This is a genomic window from Nonomuraea sp. NPDC050663 (genome assembly GCF_044456985.1).
GTDB lineage: Bacteria > Actinomycetota > Actinomycetes > Streptosporangiales > Streptosporangiaceae > Nonomuraea.
In genome coordinates, this window is the sequence record NZ_JBITGL010000031.1 from 1 (window position 1) to 18,267 (window position 18,267).

The 18,267-nt window shown below is 69.9% G+C and carries 15 protein-coding genes; 1 reads left to right on the top strand and 14 read right to left on the bottom strand.

Features of this window, described 5'->3' with window-relative positions:
• Positions 1-195: 195 nt before the first annotated feature.
• Genes ACIBH1_RS47415 through ACIBH1_RS47450 form a run of 8 tightly spaced genes read right to left on the bottom strand, consistent with a single transcriptional unit; the run spans position 196 to position 9,270 of the window.
• Complete coding sequence (locus ACIBH1_RS47415; RefSeq protein WP_397320721.1) at positions 196-888, bottom strand: hypothetical protein; 693 nt, start codon at positions 886-888, stop codon at positions 196-198.
• Positions 885-1,805: an NAD-dependent epimerase/dehydratase family protein gene (locus ACIBH1_RS47420; RefSeq protein WP_397320722.1), complete on the bottom strand. Its 921-nt coding sequence runs from the start codon at positions 1,803-1,805 to the stop codon at positions 885-887. Before ACIBH1_RS47420 ends, ACIBH1_RS47415 begins: the two co-directional genes overlap by 4 nt.
• On the bottom strand, positions 1,802-3,055 hold the full coding sequence (locus ACIBH1_RS47425; RefSeq protein ID WP_397320724.1) for a nucleotide sugar dehydrogenase: 1,254 nt from the start codon (positions 3,053-3,055) through the stop codon (positions 1,802-1,804). The genes ACIBH1_RS47420 and ACIBH1_RS47425 overlap by 4 nt, the downstream gene beginning before the upstream one ends.
• Positions 3,048-3,959 (bottom strand): NAD-dependent epimerase/dehydratase family protein, encoded by a 912-nt coding sequence (locus tag ACIBH1_RS47430; protein ID WP_397320726.1) that lies wholly within the window; start codon positions 3,957-3,959, stop codon positions 3,048-3,050. Before ACIBH1_RS47430 ends, ACIBH1_RS47425 begins: the two co-directional genes overlap by 8 nt.
• Positions 3,956-4,684: a sugar phosphate nucleotidyltransferase gene (locus tag ACIBH1_RS47435; RefSeq protein WP_397320727.1), complete on the bottom strand. Its 729-nt coding sequence runs from the start codon at positions 4,682-4,684 to the stop codon at positions 3,956-3,958. Before ACIBH1_RS47435 ends, ACIBH1_RS47430 begins: the two co-directional genes overlap by 4 nt.
• A 10-nt stretch (positions 4,685-4,694) precedes the next feature.
• Positions 4,695-5,984 carry a hypothetical protein gene (locus ACIBH1_RS47440; RefSeq protein ID WP_397320728.1) on the bottom strand — a complete coding sequence of 430 codons (1,290 nt, stop codon included), beginning with the start codon at positions 5,982-5,984 and terminating at the stop codon, positions 4,695-4,697.
• Entirely contained in the window at positions 5,981-7,372 is a 1,392-nt protein-coding gene (pelF, locus tag ACIBH1_RS47445) for a GT4 family glycosyltransferase PelF (protein ID WP_397320730.1), read from the bottom strand. The genes ACIBH1_RS47440 and pelF overlap by 4 nt, the downstream gene beginning before the upstream one ends.
• Positions 7,369-9,270, bottom strand: coding sequence for a hypothetical protein (locus ACIBH1_RS47450; RefSeq protein WP_397320731.1), 1,902 nt, complete (start codon positions 9,268-9,270; stop codon positions 7,369-7,371). Before ACIBH1_RS47450 ends, pelF begins: the two co-directional genes overlap by 4 nt.
• Before the next feature lie 350 nt (positions 9,271-9,620).
• On the opposite strand from ACIBH1_RS47450, the gene ACIBH1_RS47455 reads away from it, so the two are divergent.
• Positions 9,621-10,427 carry a BTAD domain-containing putative transcriptional regulator gene (locus ACIBH1_RS47455; protein ID WP_397320733.1) on the top strand — a complete coding sequence of 269 codons (807 nt, stop codon included), beginning with the start codon at positions 9,621-9,623 and terminating at the stop codon, positions 10,425-10,427.
• A gap of 28 nt (positions 10,428-10,455) precedes the next feature.
• On the opposite strand, the gene ACIBH1_RS47460 is transcribed toward ACIBH1_RS47455, so the two are convergent.
• The 6 genes from ACIBH1_RS47460 to ACIBH1_RS47485 all read right to left on the bottom strand — a co-directional run bounded on the left by ACIBH1_RS47460 (position 10,456) and on the right by ACIBH1_RS47485 (position 18,216).
• Positions 10,456-11,598: an AAA family ATPase gene (locus ACIBH1_RS47460; RefSeq protein WP_397320735.1), complete on the bottom strand. Its 1,143-nt coding sequence runs from the start codon at positions 11,596-11,598 to the stop codon at positions 10,456-10,458.
• A gap of 13 nt (positions 11,599-11,611) precedes the next feature.
• A complete protein-coding gene (locus ACIBH1_RS47465; protein WP_397320736.1) occupies positions 11,612-12,037 on the bottom strand; it encodes a hypothetical protein in 426 nt (141 codons plus the stop codon).
• Positions 12,038-12,047: 10 nt separating this feature from the next.
• Positions 12,048-13,301 carry an amidohydrolase gene (locus tag ACIBH1_RS47470; RefSeq protein ID WP_397320737.1) on the bottom strand — a complete coding sequence of 418 codons (1,254 nt, stop codon included), beginning with the start codon at positions 13,299-13,301 and terminating at the stop codon, positions 12,048-12,050.
• Positions 13,302-13,323: 22 nt separating this feature from the next.
• Positions 13,324-16,551: a fused isobutyryl-CoA mutase/GTPase IcmF gene (gene icmF / locus ACIBH1_RS47475; protein WP_397320738.1), complete on the bottom strand. Its 3,228-nt coding sequence runs from the start codon at positions 16,549-16,551 to the stop codon at positions 13,324-13,326.
• A gap of 52 nt (positions 16,552-16,603) precedes the next feature.
• Positions 16,604-17,383, bottom strand: a complete 780-nt coding sequence (locus tag ACIBH1_RS47480) for a CHAP domain-containing protein (RefSeq protein ID WP_397320779.1) — start codon at positions 17,381-17,383, stop codon at positions 16,604-16,606.
• A 62-nt stretch (positions 17,384-17,445) separates the two neighbouring features.
• Positions 17,446-18,216: a PP2C family protein-serine/threonine phosphatase gene (locus ACIBH1_RS47485; protein ID WP_397320739.1), complete on the bottom strand. Its 771-nt coding sequence runs from the start codon at positions 18,214-18,216 to the stop codon at positions 17,446-17,448.
• Positions 18,217-18,267: the final 51 nt, after the last annotated feature.

An 18,267-nucleotide genomic window follows, 5' to 3' on the forward strand; every position in this document is an offset into this window, starting at 1 on the left:
GGGCGGGCCCCGGCCCCCCCCACCCGTTTGGCGGCCGCCCCCCCGGGGCGGGGGGGGCCCCCCGGGGGGGGCCCCGGGGCCCCCCCCGGCCCGGGGGGGGGGGGGGGGGGGGGGGCCCCCCCCCCCCCCCCCCCACTGGGCACAGCCCGACCCCCCAAGCGCCGAAGGCGCAAGACCAGCGAGGCCCAAGCGACGTCAGATGCGGGACAGGGCTCGATCGCTGACGAAGCACAGCATGCCGAACTCCCGCGCCCGCCGATAGGCGAAGTCCGTCAGTTCCCGCCCGTCCGCATAGTCGAGCGCGTAAAGGTCCAGGTCGTACTCCAGCAGCTGCTCCGCCACCTGTCCGTGGAAGGCGAGCACGTCGTCCGGCCATGGCGCGTAGTGCTCGGTGTCCACCCATCGAGCCGAGAACGACTCGAACAGGATCCCGTCCACCAGCGAGGCCAGTTGCGGCAGCAGGGCGAAGCCGCGGTTGGCGAGCAGGTAGTCGGGTCGGGCCTCCTCTCTGATGGCGGCGATGAGGGTGAGCAGGTGGGGAAGGTCCTCGGGGAAGGTCTGCTCGAGGTTGAGGGTGTCGAGGAAGAGTCCGGCGAATCCGCCGGCGACGGCGTGGCGGGCCTGGTCGACGACGTGGGCCATCCAGCCGGGGTCGCCGACGTGGACGAAGGCGCCGCCCCAGTCGGGGTTGCGTTCGGTGCGCTGCCATGGGGCGGCGGGGCCGACGTCCTCGGACAGCGACAGGTAGCCGAGGGTGTGGACGCCGCGTGAGCGCAGCTCGGCCAGTTCCGACGGGGAGTAGAAGTCGGCCTGGAGGACGACCTTCTCGAAGCGGGACAGCCGCTCCAGCTCCTTGTCGCCGTAGTAGAAGCAGATCGGCTTCCTCACAGCTGCTCCTGGTACCAGGCGAAGGTGCGGCGTACGCCTTCTTCCAGGGAGATCTGGGGAGTGAAGCCGGTGACCTGCTGGAGGAGGGTGATGTCGGGGCATCGGCGGGCGACGGAGCCGGGCGGGGCGGGGACGGGGTCGATCTGGGGTGAGGCTCCGGCGACGCGGAGCACGAGTTTGGCCAGGTCGCCGATGTTGGTCTCGTCCGGGTTGCCGATGTGGACGATGCCGGTGAAGTCGGCGTCCATGAGCCTGACCATGGCTTCGACGGCGTCGTCGACGTAGCAGAAGGCGCGTGACTGGTCGGAGCCGTAGAGGCGGAAGGGGTCCTCGCCGCGCAGGGCGCGCAGGGACAGTTCGGGGATGACGTGGTCGGCGCCCATGCGGGGCCCGTAGACGTTGTGGAAGCGTCCGACGACGGCGGCGGCCGGGCTGTGGAGGACGGCGGCTTCGCCGAGCGCCTTGCTGATGGCGTAGCTGTAGCGCGGCGAGCCGACGTCCTCGATGAGGAGCGGGACCGTTTCCGGGGTGGGCACGGGGACGAGCCCCGCCGAGACGCCTCCGGCGTAGGCCTCGCTGGTGGAGGCGAAGAACAGGCGCTGCCCCGGCTTGATCCAGTCGAGCAGGTGGAGCAGGGCCAGGGAGTTGACGCGCAGGACGCGGCCCGGGTCGGCTTCGACGTTCCTGACGCCGACGATGGCGGCCAGCATGTAGATCTGGTCCCAGCCGTCCTTGTCCAGGGAGGCGTAGGAGGTCGCCAGGGTCAGGTCGAGGGAGCGCACGTCGCCGAGGTCGCCGAAGTCGTGCTTGCCGCGCGAGAAGTCGTCGACGATGGTGACGGAGTGGCCGTCGGCGAGGAGTCGGCGGGCCAGGTGCAGGCCGATGAAGCCGGCGCCGCCCAGCAGCAGGGCCCTCATCGGGCGTATCCGATCCCGGCGTAGCGGGCGCCCCGCTCCAGCACGGTCTCCTCGTCGAGGATGCGCCAGGAGTCGAAGACCACCTTGGCCTGCGCTTCCTCGATGGAGAGTTCGCGGTAGTCGGGGTGGTCGTTGATCACGAGCAGCGCGTCGGCGGAGGAGACGGCCTTGTCGAGGCTCATCGGCTGCCCGCCGTACTGCCTGATCACCTCCTCCGGCACGAGCGGGTCATGGCCTTGGACGATCAGCCCGGCGACCTGGAAGATCGGCATCATCACCTCGATGGGGGTGCCGCGCATGTCGTCGGTGGCGGGCCAGCCCTTGTAGGCCCAGCCGAGCACCGACAGGCGGATGCCTTCGCAGGTGCCGAACTCCTCGCGGATGAGGTCGACCATGCGGGAGGCGACGTGGGCGGGCAGGCGCTCGTTGAGCTCGCGGGCGGAGCGCACGAGCGAGGAGGCGCCGCTGGCGAGCATGATGTACGGGTCCTTCGACAGGCAGCCGCCGCCCACGTAACCGGGCTTGGCCAGGTCGGGCCGCGGGTAGTCGAGGTTGGTGGCGGCGATGACCTCCAGGGGGTCGAGCCCGTGCTGCTCGGCGATGAGCGCGACCTCGTTGCCGTAGGCGTAGATCAGGTCGGTGTGGCAGTTGTTGGAGAGTTTGACCAGTTCGGCCGCCTCCAGGCTCGACACCGGAACGATCTGGTCGGCCAGCCCTTCGAACAGGTCGATGCCGGCGGCCAGGCTGGGGCTGTCGAGCCCGCCGATGACCTGGGGCAGTTCCACGAGTTCGCGCAGGGCCTGGCCCTGGATGGTCCGCTCGGGCGCCATGATCAGCCGGGCGTCCGGCCACAGGCGGGGCAGGACGACCGTACGGCTGGTGCCGACCGGCACGGTGCTCCGTACGACCACGAGGGTGTCGGGGCGGCACCGCTCGGCCACGTGGGCGGCGGCCGCTTCCAGGTTCGACAGGTCGGGCGTCTGGTTCACGACGGGGGTGGAGACGGCCAGGATGGCGGCGTCCAGCGGCTGGTCCGGGATGGTTGCGCCGACGTGGATCCGGGTGCCGAGGTGCTCGGCGAACACCTCGGCCACGCCGGGCTCGAACACGTGGATGCGCCCGTTGGACAGCGCCTCCACAACCGACGGGTTGGCGTCCACGCCGTACACGGTGTAGCCGTTGCGGGCCATGGCGGCGGTGAGCGTGAGGCCCACGTACCCCATGCCGACGACGGCGACGGTCTTAGGCATTGATCGTGCTCCCTAGCTGTGTCATGTCACGGACGGAGGTCTCGAGCGTGCGTTTCGGCTCCCAGCCGAGGAGACGGCGGGCGCGGCCGATGTCGGCCTGGCTCCATTGCACGGCGGCGGAGCGGGCCGAGCTGGGCTCGCTCTCGTGGATGTCGCCGTGGAAGCCGTGTTCGCGGGCGAGCAGCGCCACCGGCACCCTGACCGGGAGGGCCTGGCCGCTGCCCACGTTGAAGATCCGCTCGGGCATGGAGGGGGCGAAGGCGGCGGCCACGACGGCGTCGGCGACGTCCCTGACGTCGACGAAGTCGCGCATGGCGGCCAGCGATCCGAGGGTGATCGAGGAGGCGCCGGTGGCGACGGCCTCCCGCAGGAGGTCGGCGGCCCGGCCCAGGACGCTGGCGTCGGAGGTGCCGGGGCCGACGGGGTTGAAGACGCGCAGCGACACGGCGTCGAGCGGGCTGTTGCGCACCAGGCCGGTTCCGGCGAGGTGGCTGACGCCGTAGTCGCTGAGCGGCAGGGTGGCGTCGTCCTCCTGGATGGTGTAGCCGGGCACGCTGGCGCCGTATTCGGCGGCCGAGCCGAGCCGTACCAGGCGGGCGGACGGCGCGATCTCGGCCATGGTCCGCAGGAGCAGGGCGACGACGCCGGCGTTGGCGCGCATCAGCACGTCGGGCGGTCCGGTGAGCTTGCCCATGCAGTTGAGGATCAGGTCGGGGCGGGTCTCGGCCAGCAGGTCGGCGACCTCGGCGGCGCCGGCGGTGAGCAGGTCGAGCCGGGCGCGGCCCGGGCAGTGCAGCTCGGACACGCGCGGGTCGCCGTCGAGCTGGGCGCGTACCCAGCGGCCGATGAAGCCGGAGGCGCCGAAGAGCAGCACCCGGCGCGGGCCCCCCGAGGTCTCGCTCATGCCACCGGCTCCTTCTCCGGCGGCAGCAGCAGCGCCCGGTACTCCTCGAAGCGCGCGTTGGCCTCGTCGTAGTCGTCGGGCCGCCCGATGTCGAGCCAGTAGCCGTCGAACTCGAAGACGGCCGGCGGGCTCTGCCTGGCCAGCAGGTCGAGCACCAGTTCGTCGAAGCCGAACGACATGCCCTCGGGGTAGTCGTCGATGGCGCTGCGCGACAGCGCGTAGACGCCCATGCTGACCAGGTAGGACAGCAGCGGCTTCTCCCGGAATCCGGTGATGAATCCGGATCCCGCCTCCAGCACCCCGAAGTCGATCTTGACGACGCGCGGCGCGGTGGCCACGGTCAGCGGGGCTCCGCTGAGCCCGTGCGAGGTCAGCAGCGAGGCGTAGTTGAGGGTGGTCAGCACGTCCCCGTTCATGACGAGGAAGTGCTCGGGCAGCCGGTCGCGGATGGAGAACAGCGGCCCGATGGTGGACAGCGGCTTGACCTCCTCGGTGTAGTCGACCTGGAGCCCCCATCGTGAGCCGTCGCCGACGAAGGCCCTGATCAGCGGGCTGAGGTGGCCCACGGCCAGGGTGGCGCTGGTGAAGCCCTGGGAGACGAGCTGCCGCAGGATGATGTCGAGAATGGCGTACTCCTCCCCGATCGGCACGAGTGGCTTGGGCAGGGCGGAGGTGTAGGGGCGCAGGCGCACCCCCTTGCCACCGGCGAGGATGACGACGTGCATGAGAATGCTCCTATCGGTAGGCCCACACGTCCCTGAGGCGGGCGGCCATCAGGACGAGCAGAAGACAGAGGAAGAGCAGGCAGGCGGCCAGGAAGAGCAGGGTGTCCGAGAGCACCGGGACGGGGGCGACCAGCCGCAGGCCTGGATGGATGAGCAGGGCCGCCCCCTGCGCCAGGCAGAGTTCGACGACTCTGCCCTGGTTGGCCAGCAGGAAGGCGAGGAAGTAGGCGCCGCCGAGCACGACGTGCGCCAGGGCCATGACCGCGCCCTCGGCCGTGATCGAGACCAGCAGCAGCGGAGGCGCCGACAACACGGCCAGGACCGCCAGGCAGATGCCCAGCCCGGCGAGCAGCAGCCGATGGCCGTTGCGGGTGAACTCGGCCGGATAGCACACCTGCCTGATCACCGAGCGGACGTCGGTCTCGAAGCAGTGGGCGCGGAACTCCAGCACCCCCATGCCGAGCACCAGCCCGGCGCCGGCGACGGCGATGTCGGGTCGGCCCACCACGTAGCGGGCCTCGGCCTGGAGCAGGAAGAGCGCGGTCAGCAGGCTGTGGAGAAGACCGAGGAGCAGACCCCTGGGTACGGCCAGCGGCGCGCGTTGCCGTGAGGTGAGCACGAGGGCCGCTCCCGTGACGCCCGCGATGCACAGGGTGCCGACGACGACCGCCACGATCGCGGCGAACGGCGTGCCGATGACGAGATAGGTGACGCCCGCGACGACTCCCGGTCCCATCAGGACGGCCAGCAGCGCCTCCTGGTGGTGGATGAGCAGCATGCCGGAGCAGAGCTGGAAGGTGATCTGCACGACGCAGAGCGCCAGCAGCGCCGCAGGGCCCTGGACCAGCAGCCCGATGGCCAGCGCCGCCAGGGCTCCGGCCACCAGGCCGTAGACCATGACCGTCCAGGCGGAGTCCGGCTTGCCGTACACCATGCGGGCCATGCAGCCCCCGAGGATCCAGCCGGCTCCGGTGGTGAGGACCAGGCCCGGCATCAGCCACTGGGCGCCGACCAGCGCCGAGGTGGCCGGCAGCAGGGCGCCCGGCATGCCGTACAGCAGGCCGTGGCTGAGCTGGGCGAGCATGCGGGGACGGCGGGGCGCGGCCTCCACCGGCGGTCGCGCCTCCCGGGCCAGCCGGGCGTAGACCTCCTCCGCGAGGGAGAAGACGTCGGTGTGCCCGTAGCGGTCACGGGCGATCTTGTCGTTGAAGCCCTCGGATTCCAGCGCGGCGGCCACCTGGAGCGGCTCGACGGCGTGGACGAGCTTCGGCCGTAATTGATCGGCCAGTTCATCGCTCACAGTAACTCCTGGTAGACCTGGCGATAGTCGTCAAGAGACTGCTGCAGGGTGAAACGTTCCAGGACACGCTTGCGGGCCAGGGCGCCCATGCGGGCGCGCAGCGGCGCGTCGGTCAGCAGCCGTACGGCCGCGTCGGCCACGGCGACGTGGTCGCGGGGCGCGACGACGATCCCGGCCTCGGCCACCGCCTCCGCCACGCCGCCGACGTTGGTGCACACGGTCGCCCTGCCGCAGGCCATGGCCTCCACGACGGTGTAGGGGAAGCCCTCGGAAATGCTGGTCAGCATCACGATGTGACCCGCGTGGTAGGCGTGGACGGGCGAGGTGACCCTGCCTTCCAGGATGGCGGAGCCCACCAGGTCCAGTTCCTCGATGAGGGCCTGGCAGCTCGCATGGTAGGTCTCGTTGCCCTCGGGGGTGCCGCCGAACATGCGGAGCACGGCGTCGGGCAGCTTCTCCCTGATGATCGCGAAGGCGCGGATCAGGGTGTGCAGGTCCTTGAGCGGGTCGATGCGTCCCATGAAGACCAGGGTCGGCCGGTCGGGTTCGCCGGTGGCCAGCGGGAAGTCGATGGGGTCGACGCCGTTGTACATGACGTGGATCCGCGAGGGGTCCGCGCCGCCGCGCACCTGCCAGCGTTTGTTGTAGGAGGAGTGCGGCGCGATGCGGTCGGCGATCGCGTAGGAGGCGCCGGCCAGGCGGCGGAAGAAGCTGAGGAGCATGACGCGCACGGGGTGGCTGACCGGCTCCGTCAGGTACTGCAGGTAACGTTCGCGCAGGTAGACGCCGTGCTCGGAGAGCACGATGGGCGTGCCGTACCTCCACTTGGCGGCCATCGCCACCAGCATGCTCAGCCCGTTCATGGCCACGTGTGTCAGGTCGGTCCTGATCGGCTCGGCGGCCAGCGGGCGCAGCATGTGACCCAGCAGGTTGGCGGCGGTGATGGCGTCGGCCAGGTTGATGCCGTCGAGCCGGTTCCAGTACCAGCAGTCCATCAGCTGGGTCAGCGCCTCGGTGCTGGTGATCGCGCCGAGCAGGTCGGGGAAGCCCGACAGCTCCTCGAGCACGCCGATGAACTGCCGGCTGCCCTCCCCCATGACGGCCGGGGTGAGGATCATCCTCAGGAACTCCCCGTAGGCCGTGTGGAAGGACGCCTCCGGCGCTCGAGAAGAGCGCCGGAGGGTGCTCACCCACAGGGGCAGCGAGATGACCTGGTCGAGGTTGTCCGGGAGGTCCCAGACCGGGCGCTCGGCGCCGTCGACCGTGAGCGTCACGACGTCCCACGTGTAGTCGGGCATGCCCCGGATGAGCTGGTCCATCCAGACGCTGACACCGCCCATGGCGAACGGGTAGGTGCCCTCGGAAACCAGAGTGACCTTCGATGTCACGGGCGTGGGCTCGCAACGACGGTGACGGGTGTGCCGGCGGTGAGCGCGATGGTCGCGGTCTTGTCGGTGCCGTAAGCGGTGCCTCCGGCGTTGGTGGCCAGCACCGAGCCGTTGGCGGGCGAGGTGAAGGTGATCGTGCCGGCCGTACGGTCGTAGACGGCGTCGGCGCCGGCGGTGAGGGCCGAGAAGTGGGCGTTGCGGCCGGCGACGTAGCCGGCCAGGCCGCCCCAGTTCGGCGTGACGAGCGGGACGTTGTAGTACGACTTGTACTTGTTGACGACGGCGTTGATCCAGTCGAAGGTCAGGTTCTTGTTGCCGCCGTAGTTGCGCAGGTTGCCCTGGTGGAAGGTGTGCGAATAGACCGAGCCCGACATGACGTGCTGCAGGCCGACGTTCGACTCGTGGTCGACGATCTGGGTGTAGGTCTGGTTGACCGGCCAGTAGGGGAACTTGCCCTGCGGCCCGTAGTAGGAGTTGTAGAACGTCGTCTCCTCCGCCTGGTTGGTGACGTGGTAGGCGACGTTGACGGGCCAGTCGGGCACGATCAGCAGCGACGGCTCCAGCGGGTGGTAGGTGCCGCAGTTGAAGCAGCTCGGCTTGTGGCTGTTGAACGACATGTTGCCGTGCAGGTACTTCACGCCTGCGGCCTTGGCCGCCTGCAGCAGGTTCGGGTTGGAGGCGGCGAGGCCGAAGTCCGTGGGCGGGTCGATGTCGTTGTTGGGGTCCGGGTGGTAGACGCCCAGGCCGGAGTACTCCCCGGTCTTCAGGACGGTCCTGTCGACGGGGATGCCCATCTGCTGCGCCCGCGTGAGGTTCTGGTTGATCTCGTTGAGGCTGGTCGTGTAGTCGGTGTCGTTCATCTTCGGGTGGGTCATCGTGTGGTTGATCCACGTGAACTGGCCCTGGTTGCACTTCGACCAGTTGCTCAGGGGCTCGCCGCCCAGGTTGAGCAGGCACAGGACGAGCCCGTTCGGGTTGGCGCCCTCGCCGTTGTAGGCGATGTTGAGCTTGAAGCCGGCGGCCAGCGGGTTGGCCGAGCGGAAGGCGTTCTGCTGGGAGAGCGTGCTGGAGGCGTCGCCTTGGGTGATGCGGAACGGGGTGGGCGAGATCGTCCCGTCGGCCAGCAGGTGGTCGGTGGAGTTGAACCAGTCGTCCACGTCCACGTTCAGGTAGTGCTTGCGCTCGCCGAGCATGAGCCCGCGCGTCGCCCACCGCAGCAGGCCGTAGGTCAGCAGGTCGGCCTGGGGCAGGTACTGGTTGGAGGTGAAGGTCAGCGCCATGCGCTCGCGGCCGTCGGTGCTGGTGCTCTTGACGCCCAGCACGTCGCTGCCCGACTGCAGGATCGGCTCGGCGGCGCAGCCCGGCTGCAGGGCGGAGCGGTAGACGTAGGAGAGCGTGATCGGGATCGACACGTTCGACTTGAGGTAGTCGAAGACCGGCGCGCCCTGCGTGGTGAGGGTGGCGTTGGTCGCGTTGCCGTTCTCGGTGCCGGGTCGCAGGCAGTAGTCCTCGGGGAAGCTGCCGTAGGCGGTGTAGAGCGAGACCTGGCGCACCGCGAAGTCACGCTCGTAGGCCCATAGAGCGTTCCATTCCTGGGCGTCCAGGCCGCTGACGAAGCCGCTGCCGTCGTGGTAGAGCAGCGAGTTGTTGGTGAGCAGGATCGCGTTGTACTTGCCGGCGCCGTCGGCGCGCAGGAGGTCGGGCAGCGCCTCGGTCCTGGTCTGGACGACGTCGTACGGCATGCCGACGCGGTCCAGGACCGCCTTCCAGGTGGCCAGGCCCCAGTCGTCCCCGTCGACGGCGACCACGAGGGCGCGCAGGCCCACCTTGTTCGTGACGGGCGCGGCCAGGGTTCTGGCCTGGGCGCCGGAGGTGACCTCGATGGGGGCGAGCTTCACCTTGGGCAGCGCCTTGCCCTTCTCCGGCTTGGGCCTGGCGACCTCCCCCCGGTCGGGTGCGCCGTGGTCGTGACCGTCGCGCGAGACGCTTTGCCCGATATTCGGCTTAGGGGAGATATGGGTGGCTGGAACCGATGTGAGGCCTAGCACCATCGGGAGGGCTGTCCACGCCAAATAGCCTTTTTTCATGGATTTATCTCCGACATGGAGCGAATGATGAAGTCAGTGTGAGATCAGGGAGTTTCACTTCAGTTTCCCGTCGGTTTCTCTCCGGAACAGCGCCTGCACTCTCCGTGCAGGCTTTATCCTCCTTTAGTCCAAAAATCTTTGTGAGGATCCAGGAGCGAGCCGTGCGATTCGGAATATTGGGTGCTCTCGAAGTCATAGACGGCGATTCCCAACTGCCGGTGCGGTCGGTCAAGCAGCAGGCGCTCCTGGCGCTCCTGCTGTGCCGCGCGGGCACGGTCGTCCACACCGACGTGCTCATCGACGCCCTCTGGGGACCGGAGGCGGGCGAGCTCGGCAGCACCCGGCTGCGCCTGCAGTTACATCGTCTTCGACGCATCCTGGGCACCCGCGAGGTGATCGTCCGACGCTCCTCGGGCTACGCCCTGCACGCGCCCGCCGAAGCCGTCGACGCCCACCGCTTCGAACGTTTCGTCTTCGACGGCCGGCGCCACCTGGCGGCCGGGCGGGTCAGCGAGGCCAGCCAGCTCCTGCACAGCGCGCTGCGGCTGTGGCGCGGGCCGGCCCTGCACGGGCTGGAGGACACCCCGCTGCTGCACCAGGAGGCCACCCGGCTCAACGAGGAGCGGCTGGCGGCCCTGGGCGACTGCATCGACGCCGACCTGCGCCTGGCCAGGCACGCCGACCTGATCGGCGAGCTGTCGGTGCTGGTCAAGGAGTACCCGCTGCAGGAACGGTTCCGCGGCCAGCTGATGATCGCCCTGTACCGTGCCGGACGGCAGGCCGACGCGCTCCAGGCCTACCGTGACGGGCGCCGCTACCTGACCGAGAACCTCGGCCTGGAGCCCTCGGCGGATCTGCGGCGGCTGGAGCTGGCCATCCTCACCAGCGACGCCTCACTCTCGGGCGCACCGCGCGGGCACGCCCGCCGCCACGCGCGCCGCCGTACCCACTGCTCGCTCTGCGGGTGACGTTTTTGGAACGGGCCAAAATCGACGTTCAGCGTTTCGGCCAGGTCCAAGCCGGGCCGTCGAGCGGGCCGTAGCCCTCGACCCGGGTCTCGCCCAGCTCCTTGACCAGCTCGACGACCGACGCGCCACGCTCGGCCAGCGCCGCCACCAGCGGCCGGGCATGACTGACCAGGACCAGCTGGGTCTTGCCCGCGGCGGTGGACACCAGCTCGGCCAGCGGGTCGAGCAGATCCGGGTGGAGGCTCGTCTCGGGTTCGTTGAGCACCAGCAGGGCCGGAGGGCGCGGGGTCAGCAGCGCGGCCACCAGCAGCAGGTAGCGCAGGGTGCCGTCGGACAGCTCGGCCCCGCTGAGCGGCCGCAGCAGGCCGTGCTGGCGCAGCTGCAGTTCCAGCCGTCCGCCGCCGATCTGGGCCACCTGGACGGCGCTGCCGGGGAAGGCGTCGGAGACGGCCTTGTCGAGCGCTTCGGCGTCGCCGATCTCGACGATGGTCTGCAGCGCGGCGGCCAGGTCGGCGCCGTCGTGGCCGAGCACGGGCGTGCGGGTGCCGATCTGCGCCATCCGCGCCGGGGCGTCGGCGTCGGTGCGCAGGTGATCGTAGAACCGCCAGGAGCGGATGCGCTCGCGGATCATCAGCAGATCGAGGTCGGCCACCTCGGCCAGCACACTGTCGAAGGCCTGCAGCCGGTAGGGCAGATGCTCCCAGCCGTCGTCGCCGCGCACGCGGGCCACGGGGCCGTGGCGCTCGGCGATCAGGGTCGCGGGGCGCAGGATCGGCCCGCCCCACACGGCCTCGCTCTTGATCTGCGGATCGAGGTTGAAGGCCGAGGACGCCTCGCCCCCGACGGGCAGGCCGAAGTCGACGGCGTAGCCGAGGTCGTCGCCGGCGAAGCCGAGCTTCAGGCTGACGGACGAGCCGCGCACCGTGCCCTGGACGGCGCGCCCCCTGCGGGCGCCCTGCTCGGGGCCCGCCCACAGCGTGGACTCCAGCCCGCCCTCGCGGGCCAGCGCCGCCACCGCGCCGTTGCGCCCGGCGTCGGAGAGCAGGCGGAGCGCGCGGTAGAGGTTGGACTTGCCGCTGCCGTTGGCCCCGGTCACCACGGTGAGGGGGCCGAGCTCGATCACCAGGCGGCGCAGCGACCGGTAGTTCTCCACCGCCAGTGTCGTGATCACGTTGCCAGGATAGCTAACAGGCGGTGGAGCCCTGCAGCATCACGCCCACGCCGGACTCCCCCGGCCGGGTGACGGTGACCTTGAAGGTCACGTTCGGCTTGGAGAAGGCGAGCTTGACCCCGCCGTTGAGCATTCCCGCCTCCTCGTTGGCGGGATCGGCGGTGTAGCCCGCGCTGGTCAGCCGCTCGTTGACGGTCGCAAGAGCGTCGCTGAGCGCCTCGGCCTCGGGCTTGGAGCTCGGCAGGAGCGCCGCGGCGCGATAGACGGCCCAGCCGTCCTTGCACTCCTCCGCCCTGCTGGTGACGGACGGATCCGTCCACCCGCCCTCGGCCAGGATCTTGTTGCCGTCGTTGGCGAGCTGCGCGCCCATCTCGCCGGTTCCGCCGCAGGCGGCCACCAGCCCGGCAAGCGCCGCCAAAGGGATCAAACGCCGAAACATGGCGGGAAGCCTAGCGGTGCGGCGACAACCACTCAAACGCCACCGCGACCAGCGCCTTCACCCCCGTGCTGAGCGTCGGCTCGATCACCGGTGCGAACAGCGGCGAGTGGTTGGCGGGGATGTCCTGCTCGACCGTGCCCGCCTGGAGGGCCTTCAGGTAGGTCTCCGGGTCGATGCCGCCCAGCAGCCAGTACGCGAGCGGCACGCCGGTCGCGGTGGCGAACACCCCGACGTCCTCGCTGCCGGTCACCGCGCCCGGGTCGATCACCTTGTCCTCGCCGAACGTCGCCTTCAGCACGGCCTCGACCCTGGCGGTGGCCGTGGCGTCGTTGACAAGCGCCGGGAAGCCGTGCAGCGACTCGATCGCCGGGTCCTTGAGCGCTCCGGCGGCCGCCGCCTCGGCCTTGACGATGCGCTCGATGGCGCCCAGCACCTTGGTCCTGACGGGCTCGGTGTAGCTGCGGACGTTGAGCTTGAGCTCCGCCTCGTCGGGGATGATGTTCTCCTTGGTGCCCGCGTGGACGGAGCCCACGGTGACGACGGCGGTCTCGCCTCCCGCCACCTCGCGCGACACGATGGTCTGCAGCCTCATGATCGTCGCGGCGGCCATCACGACCGGGTCGATCGTGGTCTCGGGCCGGGAGCCGTGGCCGCCCTTGCCGTACAGGGTGACCCTGAGCCCGTCGGAGCCGGCGAAGGCGGGGCCGGCGTGGATGCCGACCCATCCCGCCGGGGCGGGCGCGACGTGCTGGCCGAGCACGACGTCTGGGGTGCCGAACCGCTCGTAGAGCCGGTCGTCGACCATGGCCTGGGCGCCAGAGCCGAGTTCCTCGGCCGGCTGGAAGACCGCCATGACCGTGCCCGACCAGCTCTCGCGCTCGCCCGCCAGCAGGTCGAGCGCGCCGATGAGGCACGTGACGTGCACGTCGTGGCCGCAGGCGTGCATGACCGGCACGTCGTTGCCGTCGGGGTCGGTGCCGCGGGCCGTGCTGGCGTACGGCAGGCCGGTGCGTTCCTCGACGGGCAGCGCGTCGAAGTCGGCGCGCAGCAGCACGGTCGCGCCCGCACCGTTGCGCAGCAGGCCCACCACTCCCGTGCGCCCGACGCCCTCGGTCACCTCCAGGCCGAGTGCGCGCAGCCGTTCGGCGACCACCCCGGCGGTGCGGTGTTCGGCGAACGACAGCTCGGGGTGGGTGTGCAGGTCCTTGTAGAGCTCAGCCAGTCCGTCACCCAGCTCGGGCAGGCGCGCAAAGATATCCCCCATTTCCGGGGGATACCCTGCCGCCTCAGACGTTACGCCGGTATTGTCCGCCCGCCTCGAACAACGCGTCGGTGATCTGCCCCAGCGAGCAGACCCTGGCCACGTCCATCAGCACCTCGAAGGCGTTGCCGTCGGACATCGCCGCCTCGCGCAGCCGCCGCAGCGCCTGCGGCGCCTCGGCCCGGTTGCGCTCGTGGAAGGCCTCCAGCCGCCGCAGCTGCGACTGCTTCTCGTCCTCGGTGCCGCGCGCCAGCTCCAGCTTCTTCTGCGGCGCCTCGTCGGGGCCGCGGAAGGTGTTCACGCCGATGATCGGCAGCGAGCCGTCGTGCTTGCGCGTCTCGTAGAGCATCGACTCGTCCTGGATCTTGCCGCGCTGGTAGCCGGTCTCCATCGCGCCCAGCACGCCGCCCCGGTCCGACAGGCGCTCGAACTCCTTCAGCACCGCCTCCTCGACCAGGTCGGTGAGCTCGTCGATGACGAAGGCGCCCTGGAGCGGGTTCTCGTTGCGCGCCAGGCCCCACTCCCGGTTGATGATCAGCTGGATCGCCATGGCCCGCCGTACGGACTCGGCGCTCGGGGTCGTCACCGCCTCGTCGTAGGCGTTGGTGTGCAGGCTGTTGCAGTTGTCGTAGATCGCGATCAGGGCCTGGAGGGTGGTCCTGATGTCGTTGAAGTTCATCTCCTGGGCGTGCAGCGACCGCCCGCTCGTCTGGATGTGGTACTTCAGCTTCTGCGACCGCTCGCCCGCGCCGTACCTCTCGCGCATCGCGACGGCCCAGATGCGCCTGGCCACCCGGCCCAGCACGCTGTATTCGGGGTCCATGCCGTTGGAGAAGAAGAACGACAGGTTGGGCGCGAAGTCGTCGACCCGCATGCCCCTGGCCAGGTAGGCCTCGACGTAGGTGAAACCGTTGGCCAGCGTGAAGGCCAGCTGGCTGATGGGATTGGCCCCGGCCTCGGCGATGTGGTAGCCGGAGATCGAGACGGAGTAGAAGTTGCGCACCCGCTGCCTGACGAACCACTCCTGGATGTCGGCCATCATGCGCAGGCTGAACTCCGTGGAGAAGATGCAGGTGTTCTGGCCCTGGTCCTCCTTGAGGATGTCGGCCTGGACCGTCCCCCGCACGGTGGAGAGGGTCCTGGCCCTCAGCTCCTGGTGCTCCTCGGCGGACGGCACGCGGCCGTGCTCGGCGGTGAAACGCTCGACCGCCTGGTCGACGGCGGCGTTGAGGTAGAACGCCAGGATCGTCGGGGCGGGACCGTTGATCGTCATCGACACCGACGTGTTCGGCGCGCTCAGGTCGAAGCCGTCGTAGAGCACCTTCATGTCGTCGAGCGTGGCGATGGAGACGCCCGAGGTGCCGACCTTGCCGTAGATGTCGGGGCGCAGCGCCGGGTCGTTGCCGTAGAGGGTCACCGAGTCGAAGGCGGTCGAGAGCCTGGTGGCCGGCTGGCCCTCCGACAGGAGCTTGAAGCGGCGGTTGGTGCGGAACGGGTCGCCCTCGCCCGCGAACATGCGGGTGGGGTCCTCGTCGTCGCGCTTGAAGGGGAAGACGCCCGCGGTGAAGGGGAAGCGTCCGGGCAGGTTCTCGCGCCGCAGGAATGCCAGCAGCTCGCCGTGGTCCTGGTACCGGGGTACGGCGACGCGCGGGATGCGGTTGCCGCTCAGCGTCTCGCGCCACAGCGGGGTGTGGATCTCCTTGTCGCGCACCTTCACGACCAGCTCGTCGGCCGTGTACTGCTCCCGCAGGCTCGGCCACTCCTCCAGCAGGCTCCTGCTCTCCTCGCTCAGCTCGCCCTCGGCCCGCCGCAGGAGCTCGTCGAGCTTGCCTTCGGGCGCGTCGAGCAGGGCGCGGACGGCGGTCAGCTGCTGGCGGCGGCGGGCGATCTCGACCTGGCGCTCGGTCTCGGCGTGGTAGTCGCGCACCGTCTCGGCGATCTCGGCCAGGTAGCGCACCCGCTTGGGCGGGACGATCGCGGCGGCCGTCTGCGAGGTGCGGCCGGAGACTTTCGGCAGCAGGCCGGGCCCGGCGGGCAGGCCCTTGTCGGTCAGCAGGCCGCGCAGGTGCTGGTAGAGGGCGGTGACGCCGGCGTCGTTGTAGCGGGCGGCGATGGTGCCGAAGACGGGCATGTCGTCGGGCGAGACGCCGAACGCGGCCCGGTTGCGCACGAGCTGGCGGCGCACGTCGCGCAGGGCGTCCTCGGCTCCGCGGCGCTCGTACTTGTTGATGACCACGGCCTCGGCGAAGTCGAGCATGTCGATCTTCTCCAGCTGGGAGGCCGCGCCGAACTCGGGCGTCATGACGTAGATCGGCACGTCGACGTGCGGCACGATCCCGGCGTCGCCCTGACCGATGCCGGGGGTCTCGACGATGATCAGGTCGTAGCCGGCGGCCCGGCAGGCGGCGATGACGTCGTCGAGGTGGGCGGGCACCTCGGCGGCGGCGCCCCTGGTGGCCAGGGACCGGAAGTACGTCTGGGCGCCGAGGGCGTTCATGCGGATGCGGTCGCCGAGCAGCGCGCCGCCGCCCTTGCGGCGGGTGGGGTCGATGGCGATGACGGCGATGCGCAGCTTGTCGTCGTGGTCGAGGCGGAAGCGGCGCAGCAGCTCGTCGGTGAGTGAGGACTTGCCGGAGCCGCCGGTGCCGGTGATGCCGAGGATGGGGGCCAGGTGGCGGGGCGTCTCATCCTGGGCGGTCCCGGTCCCGGCCGCGCGGATGCCCGCGAGGAGCTCCTCTGGCGCGCGCCCCGACTCGATGAGCGTGATCGCGCGCGCCAGCGCCGGCTGGTCGCCCGAGAGCACGGCCTCCACCGTGGGCGCCTGTCCCGGTTCCTGGTCGCACTCGGCGATCAGCTGGTTGATCATCCCGGGCAGTCCCAGCTTCTGCCCGTCCTCGGGCGAGAAGATCCGGGTCACGCCGTAGCCCTGCAGGTCGGCGATCTCGTCGGGCACGATGACCCCGCCGCCTCCGCCGTACACCTTGACGTGCCCGGCCCCGCGCTCGCGCAGCAGGTCGACGAGGTACTTGAAGAATTCGACGTGACCGCCCTGGTAGGAGCTGATCGCCACGCCCTGCACGTCCTCCTGGATGGCGGCGGTGACGATCTCGTCGACGGATCGGTTGTGGCCGAGGTGCACGACCTCGGCGCCTTGCGTCTGGAGGATGCGCCGCATGATGTTGATCGCGGCGTCGTGGCCGTCGAACAATGCCGCTGCGGTCACGAACCGTACGGGGTGGGCCGGTACGTGCACGTCCTGTCACTCCTTCGTGAGGTGCCAAGACGAAAGATACTAGGACGTCCTACTATTTCCCAGCTCCGGCCTTCTCACGCTTCGAATAGGGGTGCAATCGAACCGGCTGCGGGGCCTCGCGGGCGAGGAACCGGTGGGTGCCGCGGCGGCGTCCGGTGAGGTGGAGCGCTCCAACCACGATGCTCAGCACCATGCCCAGCAGGATGGTGATGGGGATGATCGGGCCGTCGAACGGGCGGTCGGCGGGTTCCTCGCGCTCGGCCAGGACCGTGACGGACTCGGGTTTGCCCTGCATCGGCTCGGGCGTGACCTTCAGCGCGGTCTGCACCTTGCTCGGTAAGCCGTATCCGACGATCTTGTCGCCGGTGCGGACCTTGCGCTTGAGCCAGACCCGGTCGACGTTGGCCTCGATGGTGTGGATCTTCTTGCCGTCGACGCGCTCGACGATGCCCACGTGGTCGATGCCCTTGTAGCTCTTGCCGCCGCTCCAGTCGAAGAAGACCAGCGCTCCGGGCTCGGGGGTCGTCGACCACGCGCCGTGTTTGATGAACCAGGCGGCATGAGAGGGGGTCCAGGCGAACTGGCCCACGAAGTCCTCGACGCCCGCCTTCTCCGCCGCCCAGGCGAGGAACATGTCGCACCAGGGCGCGTTGCGGTACTGGGAGTCGTTGAGCCGATCCGCGTACCACTCACCGTATTTCGTGTACTGGCCGCCCTTCTCCCGATAGCCGAGTTCAGGGCGTACCGCTTCCAGGAGATCTTCACCGATCGGATCCAGGACGACTCCTCCACAGAGAACGAGGCGGCTACCGATGGACTGTAATTGCCGTATCGGCGGACCGCGCCAGACATCCGGAAGTTGTCAACCTATGAGGTGAAATAGCACTCCAGAGGTTAGGCCCCCGCCCCCACGCGGTAGACCATCTCATCCCCTTCGCCGGGGCTGACCACATCGGCGACGACCACGGTGACGTTGTCGGGCGAACCTCCCTCGTTCGCCAGATCGATCAACCGCTGGACGGCGGCGGCCGGGTCTGCCAGCGTGGTCAGCACCTCGTGCAGGGTCTCAGGGCCGAGCACGTTGGTGAGGCCGTCGGAACACAGGAGGTAACGATCGCCGAGCTGGGCTTCGCGCAGCGCCATGTCGGGATCCGCCCTGCCCTCGCTGCCGAGCACGCGGAGCACCATCGAGCGGCGCGGGTGAACCGCGGCCTGGTCCTCGGTGATCCGTCCCTCGTCGACCATCGACTGGACCAGCGTGTGATCCTTGGTCATCTGGTAGAGCGCGCCGTCGCGCAGCAGGTAGCCACGCGAGTCGCCGAGGTGCGCCAGCGAGAAGGAGTATCCGTCCCACAACATGGCGGTCACGGTCGTGCCCATGCCCCTGCGGGCCGGGTCGATCTCCGCCAGCTCGACCAGGCGGCGCCCCGCCTCGGCCACCGCGCCCTCCAGCGCGGCCTCCAGGTCGGCGCCGGTCTCGGGCAGCTTCGTGTCGAGCTCGCGCATCACCGCGATCGCGGCCGAGCTGGCCAGCTCCCCCGCCGCGTGTCCACCCATGCCATCCGCCACCGCGAGCAGGCGCGCGCTCGCGTAGCCCGCGTCCTCGTTCTGCTCTCTGCGGCGGCCGACGTCTGATCCCGCGGCATAGCGGATGTTGTGCTTCATAGACACCAGTAAATCATTGGTTGAAAGACTTCACAAGCGTGCTACCGTACT